Source organism: Pseudomonas sp. LARHCG127 (assembly GCF_052871455.1).
The window spans coordinates 59,462-76,388 of record NZ_JBIXJT010000014.1; the positions used below are offsets into that span (position 1 = coordinate 59,462).

At 61.4% G+C, this 16,927-nt stretch carries 14 protein-coding genes and 1 pseudogene; 11 read left to right on the plus strand and 4 right to left on the minus strand.

The window, feature by feature from the left end:
• Window positions 1-101: 101 nt before the first annotated feature.
• Both ACIPQ1_RS22345 and ACIPQ1_RS22350 read right to left on the minus strand, forming a co-directional pair.
• Window positions 102-350: pseudogene (locus tag ACIPQ1_RS22345) on the minus strand (HipA N-terminal domain-containing protein); the annotation flags it as partial.
• The gene (locus ACIPQ1_RS22350) at window positions 350-601 is read right to left on the minus strand and encodes a helix-turn-helix transcriptional regulator (RefSeq protein ID WP_250962128.1); all 252 of its coding nucleotides are present in this window, start codon (window positions 599-601) and stop codon (window positions 350-352) included. The gene ACIPQ1_RS22350 and the pseudogene ACIPQ1_RS22345, both read right to left, overlap by 1 nt.
• Before the next feature lie 286 nt (window positions 602-887).
• Here ACIPQ1_RS22350 and ACIPQ1_RS22355 point away from each other — a divergent pair, with 286 nt between their 5' ends.
• The 11 genes from ACIPQ1_RS22355 to ACIPQ1_RS22405 all read left to right on the plus strand — a co-directional run bounded on the left by ACIPQ1_RS22355 (window position 888) and on the right by ACIPQ1_RS22405 (window position 14,297).
• Window positions 888-3,176 (plus strand): hypothetical protein, encoded by a 2,289-nt coding sequence (locus ACIPQ1_RS22355; protein WP_446534791.1) that lies wholly within the window; start codon window positions 888-890, stop codon window positions 3,174-3,176.
• 34 nt (window positions 3,177-3,210) lie between these two features.
• Window positions 3,211-3,672, plus strand: coding sequence for an Lrp/AsnC family transcriptional regulator (locus ACIPQ1_RS22360; protein WP_018607342.1), 462 nt, complete (start codon window positions 3,211-3,213; stop codon window positions 3,670-3,672).
• A 274-nt stretch (window positions 3,673-3,946) separates the two neighbouring features.
• Window positions 3,947-5,629, plus strand: coding sequence for a flavin monoamine oxidase family protein (locus tag ACIPQ1_RS22365; protein ID WP_411385794.1), 1,683 nt, complete (start codon window positions 3,947-3,949; stop codon window positions 5,627-5,629).
• Window positions 5,630-5,641: 12 nt separating this feature from the next.
• On the plus strand, window positions 5,642-6,436 hold the full coding sequence (locus ACIPQ1_RS22370) for a carbon-nitrogen hydrolase family protein (protein ID WP_411385795.1): 795 nt from the start codon (window positions 5,642-5,644) through the stop codon (window positions 6,434-6,436).
• Window positions 6,437-6,498: 62 nt separating this feature from the next.
• The gene (gene pqqF / locus ACIPQ1_RS22375) at window positions 6,499-8,931 is read left to right on the plus strand and encodes a pyrroloquinoline quinone biosynthesis protein PqqF (protein ID WP_446534792.1); all 2,433 of its coding nucleotides are present in this window, start codon (window positions 6,499-6,501) and stop codon (window positions 8,929-8,931) included.
• A gap of 170 nt (window positions 8,932-9,101) precedes the next feature.
• The gene (gene pqqA / locus ACIPQ1_RS22380; protein WP_003177660.1) at window positions 9,102-9,176 is read left to right on the plus strand and encodes a pyrroloquinoline quinone precursor peptide PqqA; all 75 of its coding nucleotides are present in this window, start codon (window positions 9,102-9,104) and stop codon (window positions 9,174-9,176) included.
• 80 nt (window positions 9,177-9,256) lie between these two features.
• The gene (gene pqqB, locus ACIPQ1_RS22385) at window positions 9,257-10,168 is read left to right on the plus strand and encodes a pyrroloquinoline quinone biosynthesis protein PqqB (RefSeq protein ID WP_446534793.1); all 912 of its coding nucleotides are present in this window, start codon (window positions 9,257-9,259) and stop codon (window positions 10,166-10,168) included.
• 186 nt (window positions 10,169-10,354) lie between these two features.
• Window positions 10,355-11,107, plus strand: coding sequence for a pyrroloquinoline-quinone synthase PqqC (pqqC, locus tag ACIPQ1_RS22390; RefSeq protein ID WP_446534794.1), 753 nt, complete (start codon window positions 10,355-10,357; stop codon window positions 11,105-11,107).
• Window positions 11,104-11,379, plus strand: coding sequence for a pyrroloquinoline quinone biosynthesis peptide chaperone PqqD (gene pqqD, locus ACIPQ1_RS22395; protein WP_446534795.1), 276 nt, complete (start codon window positions 11,104-11,106; stop codon window positions 11,377-11,379). Before pqqC ends, pqqD begins: the two co-directional genes overlap by 4 nt.
• On the plus strand, window positions 11,372-12,502 hold the full coding sequence (gene pqqE, locus ACIPQ1_RS22400; protein ID WP_189656235.1) for a pyrroloquinoline quinone biosynthesis protein PqqE: 1,131 nt from the start codon (window positions 11,372-11,374) through the stop codon (window positions 12,500-12,502). Before pqqD ends, pqqE begins: the two co-directional genes overlap by 8 nt.
• Window positions 12,468-14,297: a prolyl oligopeptidase family serine peptidase gene (locus ACIPQ1_RS22405; protein WP_446534796.1), complete on the plus strand. Its 1,830-nt coding sequence runs from the start codon at window positions 12,468-12,470 to the stop codon at window positions 14,295-14,297. The genes pqqE and ACIPQ1_RS22405 overlap by 35 nt, the downstream gene beginning before the upstream one ends.
• A gap of 141 nt (window positions 14,298-14,438) precedes the next feature.
• On the opposite strand, the gene ACIPQ1_RS22410 is transcribed toward ACIPQ1_RS22405, so the two are convergent.
• Both ACIPQ1_RS22410 and ACIPQ1_RS22415 read right to left on the minus strand, forming a co-directional pair.
• On the minus strand, window positions 14,439-14,597 hold the full coding sequence (locus ACIPQ1_RS22410) for a YqaE/Pmp3 family membrane protein (protein ID WP_003177654.1): 159 nt from the start codon (window positions 14,595-14,597) through the stop codon (window positions 14,439-14,441).
• A 345-nt stretch (window positions 14,598-14,942) separates the two neighbouring features.
• Window positions 14,943-16,721, minus strand: a complete 1,779-nt coding sequence (locus tag ACIPQ1_RS22415; protein WP_446534797.1) for an acyl-CoA dehydrogenase C-terminal domain-containing protein — start codon at window positions 16,719-16,721, stop codon at window positions 14,943-14,945.
• Window positions 16,722-16,927: the final 206 nt, after the last annotated feature.

Below are 16,927 nucleotides of genomic sequence, written 5' to 3' on the forward strand. Positions count from 1 at the left end.
GTTTTCAGAAAGGGATTACGCCCTATCCGAAGGTTTTCATAAACGGCTCAGCACATTGCCTGATTGCCGCAACCATATTCGGTGCCCGCTCACACAGCTCAGTTGACGTTCGCCACTTTGGCCAAGCGGTTACGTAGCTGCTCCAAGACGTAACCTTCCGGCAGATTCATCTGGAAGATCGGGTGCAGTTCTCGATGACGATATTCATCCAGGCGCACAGGCATCAATAAACTGATCGCAGCCTGCGCATTAGCTTCTTCGTGATAACGAAACAGGTAGTCTCCACCACTGCCCTGAAACATTTTCCCACTGTCGCCTTCAGGCACCGCAACCTGTAGTAAGGTCGTCATCAGTCGAACACTCCCTGGATTTCGTCAAGCGTGGTCATTGCAGCTGGCACCACGGCGAACTCACAATCCAGAGCTCCCAGAATTCGCGCGTAGGCGAGCATGCCCACCGACAGGTCACCCTTTTCAATGGCGATGACCTTCTGCCGGGTGATACCCGCCAAAGTAGCGAGATCGGCTTGGGTCAGACCGCGATTCAGGCGGCGCTGCCGGACCTGCTGGCCAAGACGCGTTGTGATAAGGGCATAGTCCATGTTCTGTATACGCAACAATCTAATTAAGATGTAACGTATACCTAACTTGTAAAAAAATCAAAACCGCTGTGTCCCATAGGGAGCAGTTCTCCCCGTTAGCCTCTTTCGCTCCATTACAATAAAAATCCCCTCCCTCACCGAGACGCCTATCATCGCCAGCCCCAGCCTCCCCCGCCTGTTTCTTGAACTGTTCTGGCAACTCGGCATCCTGCTGGTACCAGCCTTTTTCGTCACAATACTGCCGCCCCCATTGGCCTTGCTGGCGGTAGTCTGCCTCGGATTGCTGATGGGCCTTGCCGCTCGCCTGGGCTTTTTGGCGATGGGCCGGGGCATTGCCCGGTTGGCGGTCGGCGCGGTGTTTGGCCTGGGCTTCAGCCTGGGTCGGGCGTTGCCTGAGTGGTGGGGTATTTTGGTGGCGATTGTCGGCATCATCGTCGGGCTCGCCTGCGTCAGTCGCTGGGAGCGGCGCCTTGGGTTGGCGCCCGTTTCCAGCAAAGGGCCGAGTGCCTGGGGTGGAAATGAGCCATTGCTGACCCCTGAAGGCGAGCCGATCCGGGTCTTCAACCACGGCGAAATCGCCATGGGCGGCCCGACCTATTGCGACTATCTGTTCCCTGATGGCGCCCTCCTTCTCGGTTTGGGTTCCTCGGCCCTGTTCTCCCGCGACGGGCGCTACTTCGCCGCGACAATACCGTCCCGGCAGGACTGGGGCCTGCTGATTCTCGACCGCCAGCAGCGTCAGGTGTATCGCTGCGCCGACAGCGAACTCTGGGAGCTGGACGCTTTTGACCTCGGCGTTCTGAGCGGGCGTCATAGCCCACTGGTGAACGACAGCGTTCGCGAAGTTCGGTTGCCTGAGCTATTCCAGACGGCCAGTGTTACGCACCTGCTACCCTTCGCTGACCTGTGGCTGGAATCCGATTGGCATCCCGAACAGGTTCAACAGACCTTTGAACGGCGCTCCCCTGATGGTCAGCATTGCCTGCGGGGCGACATCGCCTTGCCCGCGACCTTTCGCAACCTGGCCCAACCGCTGGAACCGCTGGTTTCCCCGCGCTATACCATCAGCATCAACGAGCAACCGTCCGGCCTGCAGATGGCGGCCGATGCGCCGTTGATCTGGAGCAGCGATCATCGCGCCCTGGTGTGCCTGGCTCAGGCGCAGGATGCCCAAGCAGATGGCGACCAGTATTGGTTGTGGCAGCTCGACAACAGCTGGCGGGCCTTGCCGTCGCCCTGGGTGAGGCGGGAAGCGGAACCATCCTTCTACTGGCATGAATTGCTGGGCCTCGACACCCATCACGTATTTATCGGCTCGTACCTCGACTATGCGCGACCGGGCTCCGGCCGGTATGGCTATCGCCTGGACAGCATCCACGGCGATACCGAGACCCAGGCCGGTCACGACGCCCAAGGTCGCGTGCAGGTTGGCGAATTTACGCTGACCCGCATGACCATCGCGATGCCGTTGGACAGCCAAGGCCAGCGCGGCGATTCATTCATTGAAACGCAACCGATGCAGGACGGAGTACGCGCGCGGCTGACCTGGCTTGTCGATAATTCCGACGGGCTGGGAAGCTATCGTTGCCAGATCGGTGACTGGCACTTGCCGGGAAGTTGGCTGCTGGATCACCGCGTCTCTGACTGCGGACGTTACCTGGCACTGCTGCCCTTCGAACAGTCAACGACCGTAACCACCCATGGGGTGGTTGCCGACGTGAAGGATCGACGCCTGCTGGTAGGGCCGCCGATGTGGGTGCAGCGCATCCTCGATTTTCGTGATGGCCGGCTGAGCCTGGCGGTGGTAGCCGGTCGTCTTGACCAGGATCTGGACAGCAGCGCACTGCAACGCTTCAACATTCCTGCGCCGCCGATTGGCGGTGATCCTGCATTCTTTCATCCCGACGAACGTTCCCGGCTGTTCTACAACACCGTGGAGCTGCAGGTGACGGGTCCACAATTGCACAGCATCGCCCCCTGGCGCCTGGTGGATTGCCCGCAAGTGGCCAACGCCGACGGCGACTTCATCCTGCCCGCGCCTGACCACCGGGATGCCGCCTGGTTGTTCGGCAGCGAAACGGAATATGCCGACAGTTGGGTGCGTGCCCAGACGCCCCGGCTCGGAGGCCATTTGCTGACAGTCTCAGGCTGCGCGTTGGTCGACTTGGCGCCCTCGATGATCTGGTCGACGGATGCCCGTTATCTCGCCCTGACTTGCATGGCGACCGATGCGGCAGAACTGTGTGGCAGCTACCGGGGCTGGCAATTATTGCTTCTGGACGTCCAGCAGCACACGTTGCGGGTGCACCCACAATGGCTGGGCAACCGACCGCTGTTTGAACGCTTCGACGAGCAACTGCATGTACGTTGCTTTGAGCGCGATTGGGCAGCCGAAGACGATGACGACCCTGGTTCAGTGCAGGCGTTCTCCCTGGATGCTCTGTTGCAGTTGCCCGCTGAACAGTTGGTTTGCCAGGACGGTTTCTGGCTCAGGACGTCACAGACGCACCTGGCCTGCGCCTGGCGCGCACTGGCTTTGCCTGCCGTTGGCTACTTCGCCCATGAGAGCCTGTAACATGCCGCCATCGATGCCTGCGCCGGAGCCCACCTTGACTGACACCCGCCCCCCCGTCCTCGACGAAATCGACCGGCAACTGATCGCGGCGCTACAAATCAACGCCCGGGAAAGCGTCGCGATGCTGGCTCGGCAACTGGGCATCGCCCGCACGACCGTGACGTCGCGGCTGGCGCGCCTGGAAAAGACCAAGGTGATTACCGGCTATGGCGTGCGCCTGGGCCAACGGGTGATTGACGGCGGCCTGCAGGCTTACGTCGGCATCAAGGTCCAACCGCGCTCCGGCAAGGACGTGCTGCGACGTTTGAGCGCCATGGCCCAGGTCCAACAGTTGTGTGCGGTCAGTGGCGAGTTCGACTACGTCGCCTGGCTGCGCACCGACTCTCCAGAACAGCTGGATCAACTGCTGGACCAGATTGGCAGCGTGGACGGTGTCGAGAAAACCACCACCTCGATCATCCTCAGCAGCAAGATCGACCGGGGCCAGCCCGTCTAGCCCTGCGCCACTTAACCTGTGGGAGCGAGCTTGCTCGCGATAGCGGTCTGTCAGTCCATGCAAGCGTTACTGAACTGACGTCATCGCGAGCAAGCTCGCTCCCACAGCGGACTGGTTTCGTCATTACGATGGAATAACTGGTCGAAATGACTGGAAGATATTCAAAACGACGACATATTGTGTCTTATTAACGTGTTCCACCCTCCCTAGAATGGCTGGCATCTTTCCTATACTCAGACGCGAAGCCGCGTCGAGTCGCCCATCAAGGTCAGCCATGAACAAGAACAATCGCCACCCAGCAGACGGTAAGAAGCCCATCACCATTTTCGGGCCGGACTTTCCTTTCGCCTTTGACGACTGGATTGAACATCCGGCCGGCCTGGGCAGTATTCCCGCGCACAACCAGGGTACGGAAGTGGCGATTGTCGGTGCAGGGATCGCCGGTCTGGTGGCGGCGTACGAGCTGATGAAGCTGGGACTCAAGCCCGTGGTCTACGAGGCGTCGAAGATGGGTGGGCGCCTGCGTTCACAGGCGTTCAACGGCGCTGAAGGGGTGATCGCCGAGCTGGGCGGCATGCGTTTTCCGGTGTCGTCCACCGCGTTCTACCACTACGTCGACAAACTGGGGCTGGAGACCAAACCGTTTCCCAACCCGCTGACCCCGGCGTCCGGCAGCACGGTTATCGACCTGGAAGGCCAGACCTATTACGCCCAGAAACTGGCGGACCTTCCTGCCCTGTTCCAGGAAGTCGCCGACGCCTGGGCCGATGCGCTGGAAGACGGCTCACGCTTCAGCGAGATCCAGCAAGCGATCCGCGACCGCGACGTGCCCCGTCTCAAGGCGTTGTGGAACACCTTGGTGCCTCTCTGGGACGACCGCACCTTCTACGACTTCGTCGCCACCTCCAAGGCGTTCGCCAAGCTCTCGTTCCAGCACCGCGAAGTGTTCGGCCAGGTCGGTTTCGGCACGGGCGGTTGGGATTCGGATTTCCCCAATTCGATGCTGGAAATCTTCCGCGTCGTAATGACCAACTGCGACGACCACCAGCATCTGGTGGTCGGCGGCGTCGAACAGGTGCCCCACGGCATCTGGAACCACGTGCCGGAACGCTGTGCGCACTGGCCCGAAGGAACCAGCCTGAATTCGCTGCACCTGGGCGCCCCCCGCAGCGGCGTGAAGCGCATTGCCCGTGCGGCCGATGGCCGGTTCAGCGTGACGGACGTCTGGGAAAATACCCGCGAGTACGCCGCCGTGCTGGTCACCTGCCAGAGCTGGCTGCTGACCACCCAGATCGAATGTGAAGAAGCGCTGTTCTCGCAAAAGATGTGGATGGCCCTGGACCGCACCCGCTACATGCAATCGTCCAAGACATTCGTGATGGTCGACCGGCCGTTCTGGAAGGACAAGGACCCGGAAACCGGCCGCGACCTGATGAGCATGACCCTGACCGACCGCCTGACCCGTGGCACCTATCTGTTCGACAACGGCGACGACAAGCCCGGCGTGATTTGCCTGTCGTACTCCTGGATGAGCGACGCGCTGAAAATGCTCCCGCATCCGGTGGAAAAACGCGTGAAGCTGGCCCTCGATGCCCTGAAGAAGATCTACCCCAAGGTGGACATCGCCGCACGCATCATTGGCGACCCGATCACCGTGTCCTGGGAAGCGGATCCGCATTTCCTCGGCGCTTTCAAGGGCGCCCTGCCCGGCCACTATCGCTACAACCAGCGCATGTACGCGCATTTCATGCAGGACGACATGCCGGCCGAACAACGCGGGATCTTTATCGCCGGCGATGACGTCTCATGGACACCTGCCTGGGTCGAAGGCGCAGTACAGACCTCACTCAATGCCGTGTGGGGAATCATGAAGCACTTCGGCGGAGAAACCCACGCCGAGAACCCGGGTCCAGGTGATGTGTTCCATGAGATCGGTCCGATCGCCCTACCTGAATAAAAGGAGTTTTTGATGCGTGTAGCCCTCTACCAATGCCCACCGCTGCCACTGGATCCAGCCGGCAACCTGCAACGCCTGCACCAGGTAGCGTTGGAGGCCAGGGGCGCCGACGTGCTGGTACTGCCGGAGATGTTCATGACTGGCTACAACATCGGCGTCGACGCGGTGAATGTATTGGCCGAGGTCTACAACGGCGAGTGGGCGCAACAGATCGGCCGCATTGCCAAGGCGGCCGGCCTGGCGATTGTCTATGGCTACCCCGAACGCAGCGAAGACGGGCAGATCTACAACGCCGTGCAGTTGATCGACGCCCAGGGCGAGCGCCTGGCCAACTACCGCAAGAGCCACTTGTTCGGTGATCTCGATCACGCCATGTTCAGCGCTGGCGACTCAGCGCTGCCTATCGTCGAGCTCAACGGCTGGAAGCTCGGCCTGCTGATCTGCTACGACCTGGAGTTCCCGGAGAACGCCCGCCGCCTGGCCCTGGCCGGCGCCGAGCTGATCCTGGTGCCGACCGCCAATATGCAACCCTACGAGTTCATCGCCGACATCACCGTCCGTGCCCGCGCCATCGAGAACCAGTGCTTCGTGGCCTACGCCAACTACTGCGGCCACGAAGGTGAACTGCTGTATTGCGGCCAAAGCAGCATCGCCGCACCGAATGGCAGCCGACCGGCGCTTGCGGGGTTGGACGAGGCCTTGATCGTCGCAGAACTGGATCGACAACTGATGGACGATTCCCGAGCGGCCTACAACTACCTGCATGATCGCCGCCCCGAGCTTTACGACGACCTGCACAAACACTGATTGAGGATTGAGAACGCGGCCTAATCCGCTAGCATGAGCGCATCTTTGTTCTGGAAGCGCTCATGCCGGCCCCCGACTCCCTCCGCCCCCACACTGAAACCCTGGCCAACGGCTTGCGGGTGACATTGCGTCACGTCCCAGGCCTCAAGCGCGGCGCTGCAGTATTGCGAGTCGCGGCTGGTAGCCATGACGCGCCCCTGGCCTGGCCGGGATTGGCGCACTTGCTCGAGCATCTGTTCTTCCTCGGCACCGAGCGTTTTCCCGCTGGGGAGAACCTGATGGCCTACGTGCAGCGCCATGGTGGCCAAGTCAATGCGCGCACCAGCGAACGCACCACGGATTTTTTCTTCGAATTGCCACCCGCCACCTTCGCCGACGGACTGGAACGGCTGGGGGACATGCTCGCTCACCCACGCCTGGATGAGGCCGATCAGTTGCGTGAACGGGAAGTGCTACACGCCGAGTTCATCGCCTGGTCCCGGGATGCTGCAGCCCAGCGACAGCTTGCCTTGCATGACGGCCTGTCGGCGACCCATCCGCTGCGGGGTTTTCATGCGGGTAATCGCGACAGCCTCGCGGTGGAGCAGGTCGAATTCCAAAGCGCGTTGCATGACTTCTACCGCAGCTTCTACCAGAGCGGCCAGATGAGCCTGAGCCTGGCCGGCCCGCAAAGCATCGACGCCTTGAAAGCGCTGGCTGAACAGTTCGACAGCCACATACCTGCCGGCGAAGCGCTTGCCAGGTTGGCACCGCCAAAGTTGATGGCATCACCCCAGACGAGTTATCAACAGGCCCGCGAGGGTTGCCTTGATCTGCTGTTCGCCTTTGAAGATTTGCCCAGCGCCTCGCCCCAAGCCTTGGACTTTCTGTGTACGTGGCTGAACTCCAGCAAACCGGGCGGCCTGCTCGCCCTGTTGCGTCAACTCCACTTGGCTGACAGCCTCAAGGCCACCGCGCTGTATGAGTTTGCCGGACAGGCGCTGCTGCACATCGAATTCACGCACGCCAACGCCCAGACAGCGGCGCAGATCCAGCCGTTGCTGCACGACTGGTTGGGCTTCTTTGCCGCCCAGGACGACTGGGCGCCGTTGCGCCAGGAGTTCACCGCACTGCTGCAGCGCCGGCAGGAAACAGGGTCAGCCTTGCAGTTGGCCCGCTGGGATTGTGAAGGACGTGACGGGCCGCTGTTGGCAAATGACCTCCTGAAGCTCAGGGAAATCCTCAAGCAACTGCACCCTGTCGACAACGTCACGGGACAATGGCAACTACCCGCGTCCAACCCGTTCCTGCAAACGCCAAGCGAAGCGCCTCGCGCCGGGTTGATACGCGGACAGACCAGCGCCCACCGTGGCTTGCGCACCTTCGCCCAGGACCGCTCCCGAGGCCGGCGGGAACGCTCGCCCATGCAGTTCAGCCAGGCGCTGCCCGACAACGGTCGTGAAGGCGCGGTGTACCTGCGCTGGCAACTGACGACTCAGGCACCGCTGGATCTTCAATCCCGGCTCGACCGGCATCTGGAGGAGGTGCGTGAGGATGCGCGCCAGGCCGGCGTGGACATCAGTTTCGAACCGTCCGCTCACCAATGGCTGCTGAAACTGGTCGGCTTGCAGGCCCCGATGCCGCGGGTGCTCGAACACGTCCTGGCGAAGCTTTCACAGCCGCTGCCCATGGCTCAGGCCGCCCACGAACCCACACCGATACCCATTCGACACCTGCTCAAAGCGCTGCCGAATCATTGCCGGCAATCGCCAGCGTTGCCAATGCCCGACAGCGACCAAAGCGTGTGGACAACGGCCCGCTGGGATGGACTGTCCATCGGTCTGTCGGCCGCCACTCAAGGGGCACTGGGCCCGGCGTTGGCCCGTGTGCCAGGCATCGCCAGCGAGGACATCAGCTTGGCGATGGCGTCGCGCGGGCAACGCATTTGGCACAGGCTCCAGACCCACGGTGAAGAAGCGGCCGTGTTGCTGTTTTGCCCGACCGCCACCCTGGCGCTGGCTGACGAAGCCGCCTGGCGGTTGCTGGCACAGTTGTGCCAGACGCCGTTCTATCAGCGCCTGCGGGTGGAGCTGCAGTTGGGTTATGCCGTGTTCAGCGGCTTGAAGCAGGTCGATGGGCTAACCGGGTTGCTGTTCGGCGTCCAGTCGCCCAGCGTCTCGGCGGCGCAACTGATCGCCCACATCGAGACATTCCTGGCCGGGTTACCGGCGTTGATCCAGCAGCTCGATGATGCGTCCCTGACCGACCAGCAACAGGCGCTCGCCGCTCAACTCCAAACTGATGCCCTGCCCCGCGCCCAGGCCGCCGAACTGCTCTGGCAGGGCAAGTTGGCTGGCCGCCCGTCGGATTATCTTGAGCGACTGGCCGATGCCATCCTGCAACTGGATCGCCCACAACTACGAGCCGCCGCCCAGGGTTTGATCGACGCTGCCGGGGGATGGTATTGCCTGAGCAATGGCGCCTGCCCGACAGAGCGTTGGCAAGGGGCGCAATGATCATTGCAGCCGCTGTAATGAGCTTTCTTCGAGAATCGCGGCGAACGAATTTGTCAGATTTAGTAACATAGCCGCCTAAGCATCTGAACATCTCCGAACGGAGGTGGACTATATGTATAGGTTTCCATCGTTCCATCGAACCTGATTCCCCCAACCAAAGGAGTATTCCCATGTCTTGGTCCAAACCCGCATATATCGACCTGCGTATCGGTTTCGAAGTCACCATGTACTTCGCCAGCCGCTGATTGCTGCAGGCGCTCAAGCACGCAGCACTACGCCTCGGCCAGCCGAGGCGTTTTTATTTCGGTTTGCAGATGGAGCAGCCATGTTCGTCCAGATTCTAGGTTCCGCCGCCGGTGGCGGTTTCCCCCAGTGGAACTGCAACTGCGCCAATTGCGCAGGTTTTCGCAACGGCAGCCTGCGGGCCCAGGCGCGTACCCAGTCGTCCATCGCCCTGTCCGATGACGGGGTGAACTGGGTGCTGTGCAACGCCTCTCCGGACATTCGCGCCCAGCTCCAGGGCTTTGCCCCCATGCAGCCGGGCCGGGCCCTGCGCGACACCGGCATTGGCGCGATCATCCTGATGGACAGCCAGATCGACCACACCACCGGTCTGCTCAGCCTGCGCGAAGGTTGCCCGCACCAAGTCTGGTGCACCGACATGGTCCATGAAGACCTGAGCACCGGCTTTCCGCTGTTCAACATGCTGACCCATTGGAACGGCGGGTTGAGCTGGAATCGCATCGAACTCGACCAGAGCTTCACCATCGCCGCCTGCCCGAACCTGCGCTTTACCCCGCTGCCCCTGCGCAGCGCAGCGCCGCCCTATTCGCCCCATCGCTTCGACCCGCACCCGGGCGACAACATCGGGCTGATCGTCGAAGACCTGCGCACAGGCGGCAAGCTGTTCTATGCCCCGGGACTGGGCAAGGTCGACGAGTCGCTGCTGGCGATCATGGCCGGCAGCGATTGCCTGCTGGTGGACGGCACGATGTGGGACGACGATGAAATGCAGCGCCGTGGCGTCGGTACCCGCACCGGCCGGGAAATGGGCCACCTGGCTCAAAACGGCCCCGGCGGCATGCTGGAAGTGCTGGAGCAACTGCCCGAGCAGCGCAAGGTCCTTATCCATATCAACAACACCAACCCGATCCTGGACGAAGACTCGGCCGAGCGGGCCGAGCTTGTACGTCGAAAGATTGAAGTGGCTTACGACGGAATGAGTATTGAGTTGTAGGTTGTGGAAGTGCGCACAATGTTTGTGCCGGATGATAGACCGCCTTCGCGAGCAGGCTCGCTCCCACAGGGATCCCGGTCGTACCTGATATTTGCTGCGCATAAAAACCCAATGTGGGAGCGAGCCTGCTCGCGAAGAGGCTAGACCAGGCACCACCGCCGCCAACGGTTATTCCCGGAGACCGAAATGACTGACACCCCCCTGTCCCCCACCGAGTTCGAAGCCGCCCTGCGTGCCAAAGGCGCGTATTACCACATCCATCACCCCTATCACGTGGCGATGTATGAAGGCCATGCCACTCGCGAGCAGATCCAGGGCTGGGTCGCGAACCGCTTCTACTACCAAGTGAATATCCCGCTCAAGGACGCCGCGATCCTGGCCAACTGCCCGGACCGGGAAATCCGCCGCGAGTGGATCCAGCGCCTGCTCGACCATGACGGCGCGCCCGGCGAAGACGGCGGCATTGAAGCCTGGCTGCGGCTGGGCCAGGCGGTGGGCCTGGACCCCGATCAACTGCGCTCCCAGGAATTGGTGCTGCCGGGCGTGCGCTTCGCGGTGGACGCCTACGTCAACTTCGCCCGCCGGGCCAGTTGGCAGGAAGCCGCCAGCAGCTCGTTGACCGAACTGTTCGCCCCACAGATCCACCAGTCGCGCCTGGACAGTTGGCCGCAGCACTACCCGTGGATCGACCCGACCGGCTACGAATATTTCCGCACTCGCCTGGGCCAGGCCCGGCGTGATGTGGAGCATGGCCTGGCGATCACTTTGCAGCACTACACCACCCGCGCAGGGCAGGAACGCATGCTGGAGATTCTCCAGTTCAAACTGGACATCCTCTGGAGCATGCTCGACGCCATGACCATGGCCTACGAACTGAACCGCCCGCCCTATCACACCGTGACCGACCAACGGGTTTGGCACAAAGGAATCGCCTTATGAGTTTCGATCGCAGCAAAAAACCCAACTGGCGCCCCGGCTATCGCTTCCAGTACGAACCGGCCCAGAAAGGCCACGTGCTGCTCTATCCTGAAGGCATGATCAAGCTGAACGACAGCGCTGCGCTGATCGGAGGCCTGATCGATGGTGAACGGGATGTCGCGGCGATCATCGACGAGTTGGCGAAGCAGTTTGCCGACGTGCCGGAACTCGGTGACGACGTCGAGCAATTCATGGAGGTCGCCCGTGCACAGCACTGGATCACCCTTGCCTGAGAAGCCCGCCGTCGGCCTGCCGCTGTGGCTGCTGGCCGAGCTGACCTATCGCTGCCCGCTGCAATGCCCATACTGCTCCAACCCGCTGGACTTCGCCGAGCAAGGCAAGGAACTGAGCACCGAGCAGTGGTTCAAGGTGTTTCGCGAAGCCCGGGAGATGGGCGCCGCGCAGTTGGGTTTTTCCGGTGGCGAGCCGTTGGTGCGCCAGGACCTGGCCGAATTGATCGGTGAAGCGCGCAGGCTGGGCTTCTATACCAATCTGATCACCTCTGGCATCGGTTTGACCGAACAGAAAATCAGCGACTTCAAAAAGGCCGGCCTGGACCATATCCAGATCAGTTTCCAAGCCAGCGACGAACAGGTAAACAACCTCCTGGCCGGCTCGAAGAAAGCCTTCGCGCAAAAACTGGAAATGGCCCGGGCGGTGAAAGCCCACGGCTATCCGATGGTGCTGAACTTCGTGACCCATCGGCACAACATCGACAAGATCGACCGCATCATCGAGCTGTGCATCGCCCTGGAAGCCGACTTCGTCGAGCTCGCCACTTGCCAGTTCTATGGCTGGGCGCAGCTCAACCGCGTCGGCCTGCTACCCACCCGGGAGCAACTGGTGCGCGCCGAGCGCATCACCAATGAGTACCGGGCCAAGCTGGAAGCCGAAGGCAACCCGTGCAAACTGATCTTTGTCACACCGGACTACTATGAAGAACGCCCCAAGGGCTGCATGAACGGCTGGGGCAGCATTTTCCTCACCGTCACGCCGGACGGCACGGCATTGCCCTGTCACGGCGCCCGACAGCTACCGGTGCAATTTCCCAATGTGCGCGACCACAGCATGCAGCACATCTGGTACGACTCGTTCGGCTTCAACCGCTTTCGCGGTTATGACTGGATGCCCGAACCGTGCCGCTCCTGTGATGAAAAGGAAAAGGACTTCGGCGGCTGTCGCTGCCAGGCGTTCATGCTCACGGGCGATGCCAGCAACGCCGACCCGGTGTGCAGCAAGTCCGAACATCACGGGGTGATCCTCAAGGCGCGTGAAGACGCCGAGCACGCCACACAAACCATTGAACAACTGGCCTTTCGCAATGAACGAAACTCGCGCCTCATCGCTAAAGGCTGAGCCTTTCAGCGCAACCCAGGCCGTTGCCGCCGGCACCGACTTCGCCGACCTGCAAGTCGGACCCTTGGGCTTGTTCTGGAATGAATACCGCCCCGCGGACGGCGCCTGCCGGATCTGGCATTGGCAAGACGCCAAGGCCCGCTGCCTGACGCCAGATGGCTTCAGCGCCCGAAGTCGGGTCTATGAATACGGCGGCGGATCGTTCTGCCTGAGCCATGATGGCGTGCTGTTCGTCAACGAGGCCGACCAACAGCTGTACCATCAATCGCTGAGTGGCGAACAGCCCGTGGCGCTGACCTTCGGTGAGTGCCGCTATGGGGACCTTGGCTTTGCCGACGGCCAGGTGTTGGCGGTGGAAGAACAGGCCAACCAGCATCGCCTGGTGTCGATCGGATTGGCGGATCATCAACGGTATCTGTTGGCCGAAGGCGCCGATTTCTACGCTTCGCCAACCCTGAGCCCGGACGGCCAGCGGCTCGCCTGGATTGAGTGGAGCCGTCCGCACCAACCCTGGACAGCAACGCGCTTGATGCTGGCCGAGCGCACTGCTTCTGGGTGGAGTGAGCCGCGCTGTGTGGCCGGCAACGGTGAGGAAGAATCCATCCAGCAACCGCGCTTCGACGCGGCCAGTCGCCTTTATTGCCTGACTGATCGCGGAGGTTACTGGCAGCCCTGGATGGAATCGGCCCAGGGTTTAGAACCCCTGCCCGCCGCCGCAGCCGATCATGCCCCAGCGCCGTGGCAACTGGGTGGCTGTACCTGGCTGCCGCTGGACGAACACACCTACCTGGCGAGTTGGACCGAAGCAGGTTTCGGACGCCTGGGCTTGTGCCGCCGTGACAATGCCAGCGACGATTTCACCGGCACCTACAGCCGCTTTCGCAGCCTGGCGCTGGATGAGCGGTTCATCTACGCCATTGCCGCCTCGCCGACTCATCCATCGGCAGTCATTGCCATCGAGCGACAACATCATGAAGTAGTGGTGCTGGCCGGCGGTGTCACGCCATTACCCATCGAACAGATCAGTCGTCCGCGAACCCTGCGCTATCCATCCGGGTCAGGTGAAGCCCACGGGTTCTTTTACCCGGCCATGAATGCACAAGCGAAGCCGCCCTTGGTGGTGTTCATTCACGGCGGCCCTACCTCGGCCTGTTATCCCCTGTTCGATCCGCGTATTCAGTATTGGACCCAGCGCGGCTTTGCCGTTGCCGATCTCAATTACCGCGGCAGCAGCGGTTATGGCCGGGCGTATCGGCAGGCGCTGCATTTGAATTGGGGCGTGGTGGATGTCGAGGACGCCTGCGCGGTGGTCGCCTATCTGGATGAACAAGGCCTGATTGACAGCCGTTACGCGTTCATTCGAGGTGGCAGTGCCGGTGGCTACACGACCCTCTGCGCCTTGGCGTTCCAGGATGTATTCCGTGCCGGCGCCAGCCTCTATGGCGTGAGCGATCCTGTCGCCCTCGGCCGGGCCACGCACAAGTTCGAAGGTGATTACCTGGACTGGCTGATCGGCGACCCGCAACAGGACGCCGAACGCTATCGCGCCCGCACTCCGCTGTTGCACGCCGGGAACATCCGCGTGCCGGTGATCTTTTTCCAAGGAGAGTTGGATGCCGTGGTGGTACCGCAGCAAACCCGCGACATGGTCAGCGCTTTACAGGCCAACGGCGTGGCGGTCGAGGCGCACTACTATCCGGATGAGCGCCACGGTTTTCGCAAGGCGGCGAACCAGGCCCATGCGCTGGAGCATGAGTGGTTGTTCTATCGCAAGGTGATGGATAGCGACCTATAGGACGCCAAAAAACTGTGGGAGCGAGCTTGCTCCGGGCGGCGATCCGACGATAGCGGAGTGTCAGTCTATGAAAATGTTGACTGGGCCATTGCTATCGCGAGCAAGCTCGCTCCCACAGGGGTATTTGTATGGCCGATGAGTTCAGCGCTTGGCGATGATGTACACCGCGTGCACGATGCCTGGGATGTAACCCAACAGCGTCAGCAGGATATTCAACCAGAACGCCCCGCCAAAACCGACTTGCAGGAACACTCCCAGTGGCGGCAGCAGGATGGCGATAATAATGCGAATGAAATCCATGGATGACTCCCTGATCGACGATGGCCAAATTGCCATATAGCTCATTGACCCCAGACCGCTCGTCAGGGTTCAGTGGGACCCATGCTGAAGCAGCCCCAAGGGTTAGGCGCCTGCAAGAATAAAAAACGCAGGCAAAAGAAAACCCCGCCGAAGCGGGGCTTTGCAGACTGTTTCCCTGACATCCATTTCACTCCGCCGTCCTGGCAGAATCCTACGTGTCCGTGTTGTTACTTTGCGCGTCCTGCGCTACGTCCATGGAAGCTAGGTTAGTCCTGGATCCAATTGGCCGATAGAGGGAAAACGCCAGCACGCTGTGTAAGCAAATGCTTACACAGCCTCATCGTTTCAGAACTGGCTGGCTTCCAGCAGGAACAGCGACTCGCTGCCCGCCTTTACCGAAGCGCTCAAGGAGTGGATACGCGGTAGCAGGCGAGCGAAGTAGAACCGCGCCGTCCCGAGTTTGCTCGCGTAGAAATCATCCTGGTTTTCCTTGCCCAAGGCAGCCCGGGCCATCAGCGCCCACATATAGGCATACGCGGTGTAGCCGAACGCCTGGAGATACTCCACCGACGCTGCGCCAATTTCGTTCGGGTTGCTCTTCGCCCGGTCCAGCAGCCAGTCGGTCAACTCATCCAGCGTGTCGACCGCGCTGTTCAACGGCTTGATGAACTCTTCCAAGTCGCCGTTCGCAGTGGCAGTGAAATGGCGAATCTCATCGGCGAACAGGCGGTAGAACGCACCGCCGCTGCCGACGATCTTGCGCCCCACCAGGTCCAGCGCCTGGATACCGTTGGTGCCTTCGTAGATCTGGGTGATGCGCACGTCACGCACCAGTTGTTCCTGGCCCCATTCGCGAATGTAACCATGACCGCCGAACACCTGCTGGCCATGGACAGTGGTTTCCAGGCCGAGGTCGGTCAGGAACGCCTTGGCCACCGGCGTCAGCAACGCCACCAAGTCTTCGGCGCGCTTGCGGGTGACCGGGTCTTCGCTGAACTTGGCGGTGTCCAGTTGCATCGCCACGTAGGTGGAAAACGCCCGGCCACCCTCGTTCGAGGCTTTCATGGTCAACAGCATCCGGCGTACGTCGGGGTGGACGATGATCGGATCAGCGACCTTGTCCTTGTTCTGCGCACCGGTGGGCGAACGACTTTGCAGGCGGTCGCGGGCGTATTCGACGGCGTTCTGGTAGGAGCGCTCACCGGTGGCCAAGCCCTGGATGCCAACCCCAAGGCGCTCGTAGTTCATCATGGTGAACATCGCCGCCAGGCCTTTGTTCGGCTCGCCCACCAGATAGCCCACGGCTTCATCGAAGTTCATCACGCAGGTGGCGGACGCCTGGATGCCCATCTTGTGTTCGATCGAGCCGCAGTTGGCCGCGTTGCGCGCACCCAGGCTGCCGTCGGCATTGACCATGAACTTGGGCACCAGGAACAGCGAAATGCCCTTGGGGCCTGCCGGCGCGTCCGGGAGTTTTGCCAGTACCAAGTGAATGATGTTCTCGGTGAGGTCGTGCTCGCCACCGGTGATGAAAATCTTCGTGCCGCTGACTTTGTAGGAACCGTCGGCCTGGGGCTCGGCCTTGGTGCGGATGATCCCCAGGTCCGTGCCTGCATGGGGCTCGGTCAGGCACATGGAACCGGCCCAGACGCCGGCGTACATGTTCGGCAGGTACGTCGCCTTCAGCTCTTCGCTGGCATGGGCATTGATCGACAGGCAAGCGCCGGCGGTCAGCATCGGGTACAGGCCGAAGGACAGGCTCGCGGAGTTGACCATTTCCTCGACCTGGGCCGAAACGGCCTTGGGCATGCCCATGCCGCCATACACCGGATCGCCGCCGACACCGACCCAACCGCCTTCAGCATAAGTCTTGTAGGCCTGTGGGAAACCTGCCGGCGTGGTGACGGCACCGTCCGCCCAGTGGCAACCTTCTTCGTCAGCGGAACGACTGAGAGGCGCGATGCTTTTGCTGGTGACTTTACCGGCTTCTTCCAGGATCGCTTCGACCGTTTCAGCGTCCACGGTGTCGGCCAGCACCGGCAATTGGGCCCAGAGTTTCGCGACCTCGAACACTTCATTGAGGACGAAGCGCATATCGCGCAGGGGCGCTTTGTAGTCAGCCATGGCAAACCTCGCAGGATCTAAACAATTGTTCGTAAAAGACGGTTTTCGCAGTGACCCGAGTGTACCTCAACAACTTTTGCGACACATAGGGTCAACCAATGACTGTTTTGTTATTTTTAGTCACCAGAAAGACTTGGATGTTTATCGTGGCGAGGGAGCTTGCTCCCGCTTGACCGGGCTGGCGCTCCAGTGCGCAGCGCTCACAA

What these genes read in the sequence shown, in the direction of transcription:
- ACIPQ1_RS22350 (WP_250962128.1), bottom strand. Translation starts at nt 601, where the DNA reads ATGGACTATGCCCTTATCACAACGCGTCTTGGCCAGCAGGTCCGGCAG.
- ACIPQ1_RS22355 (WP_446534791.1), top strand. Translation starts at nt 888, where the DNA reads ATGGGCCTTGCCGCTCGCCTGGGCTTTTTGGCGATGGGCCGGGGCATT.
- ACIPQ1_RS22365 (WP_411385794.1), top strand. Translation starts at nt 3,947, where the DNA reads ATGAACAAGAACAATCGCCACCCAGCAGACGGTAAGAAGCCCATCACC.
- ACIPQ1_RS22370 (WP_411385795.1), top strand. Translation starts at nt 5,642, where the DNA reads ATGCGTGTAGCCCTCTACCAATGCCCACCGCTGCCACTGGATCCAGCC.
- pqqF (WP_446534792.1), top strand. Translation starts at nt 6,499, where the DNA reads ATGCCGGCCCCCGACTCCCTCCGCCCCCACACTGAAACCCTGGCCAAC.
- pqqB (WP_446534793.1), top strand. Translation starts at nt 9,257, where the DNA reads ATGTTCGTCCAGATTCTAGGTTCCGCCGCCGGTGGCGGTTTCCCCCAG.
- pqqC (WP_446534794.1), top strand. Translation starts at nt 10,355, where the DNA reads ATGACTGACACCCCCCTGTCCCCCACCGAGTTCGAAGCCGCCCTGCGT.
- pqqD (WP_446534795.1), top strand. Translation starts at nt 11,104, where the DNA reads ATGAGTTTCGATCGCAGCAAAAAACCCAACTGGCGCCCCGGCTATCGC.
- ACIPQ1_RS22405 (WP_446534796.1), top strand. Translation starts at nt 12,468, where the DNA reads ATGAACGAAACTCGCGCCTCATCGCTAAAGGCTGAGCCTTTCAGCGCA.
- ACIPQ1_RS22410 (WP_003177654.1), bottom strand. Translation starts at nt 14,597, where the DNA reads ATGGATTTCATTCGCATTATTATCGCCATCCTGCTGCCGCCACTGGGA.
- ACIPQ1_RS22415 (WP_446534797.1), bottom strand. Translation starts at nt 16,721, where the DNA reads ATGGCTGACTACAAAGCGCCCCTGCGCGATATGCGCTTCGTCCTCAAT.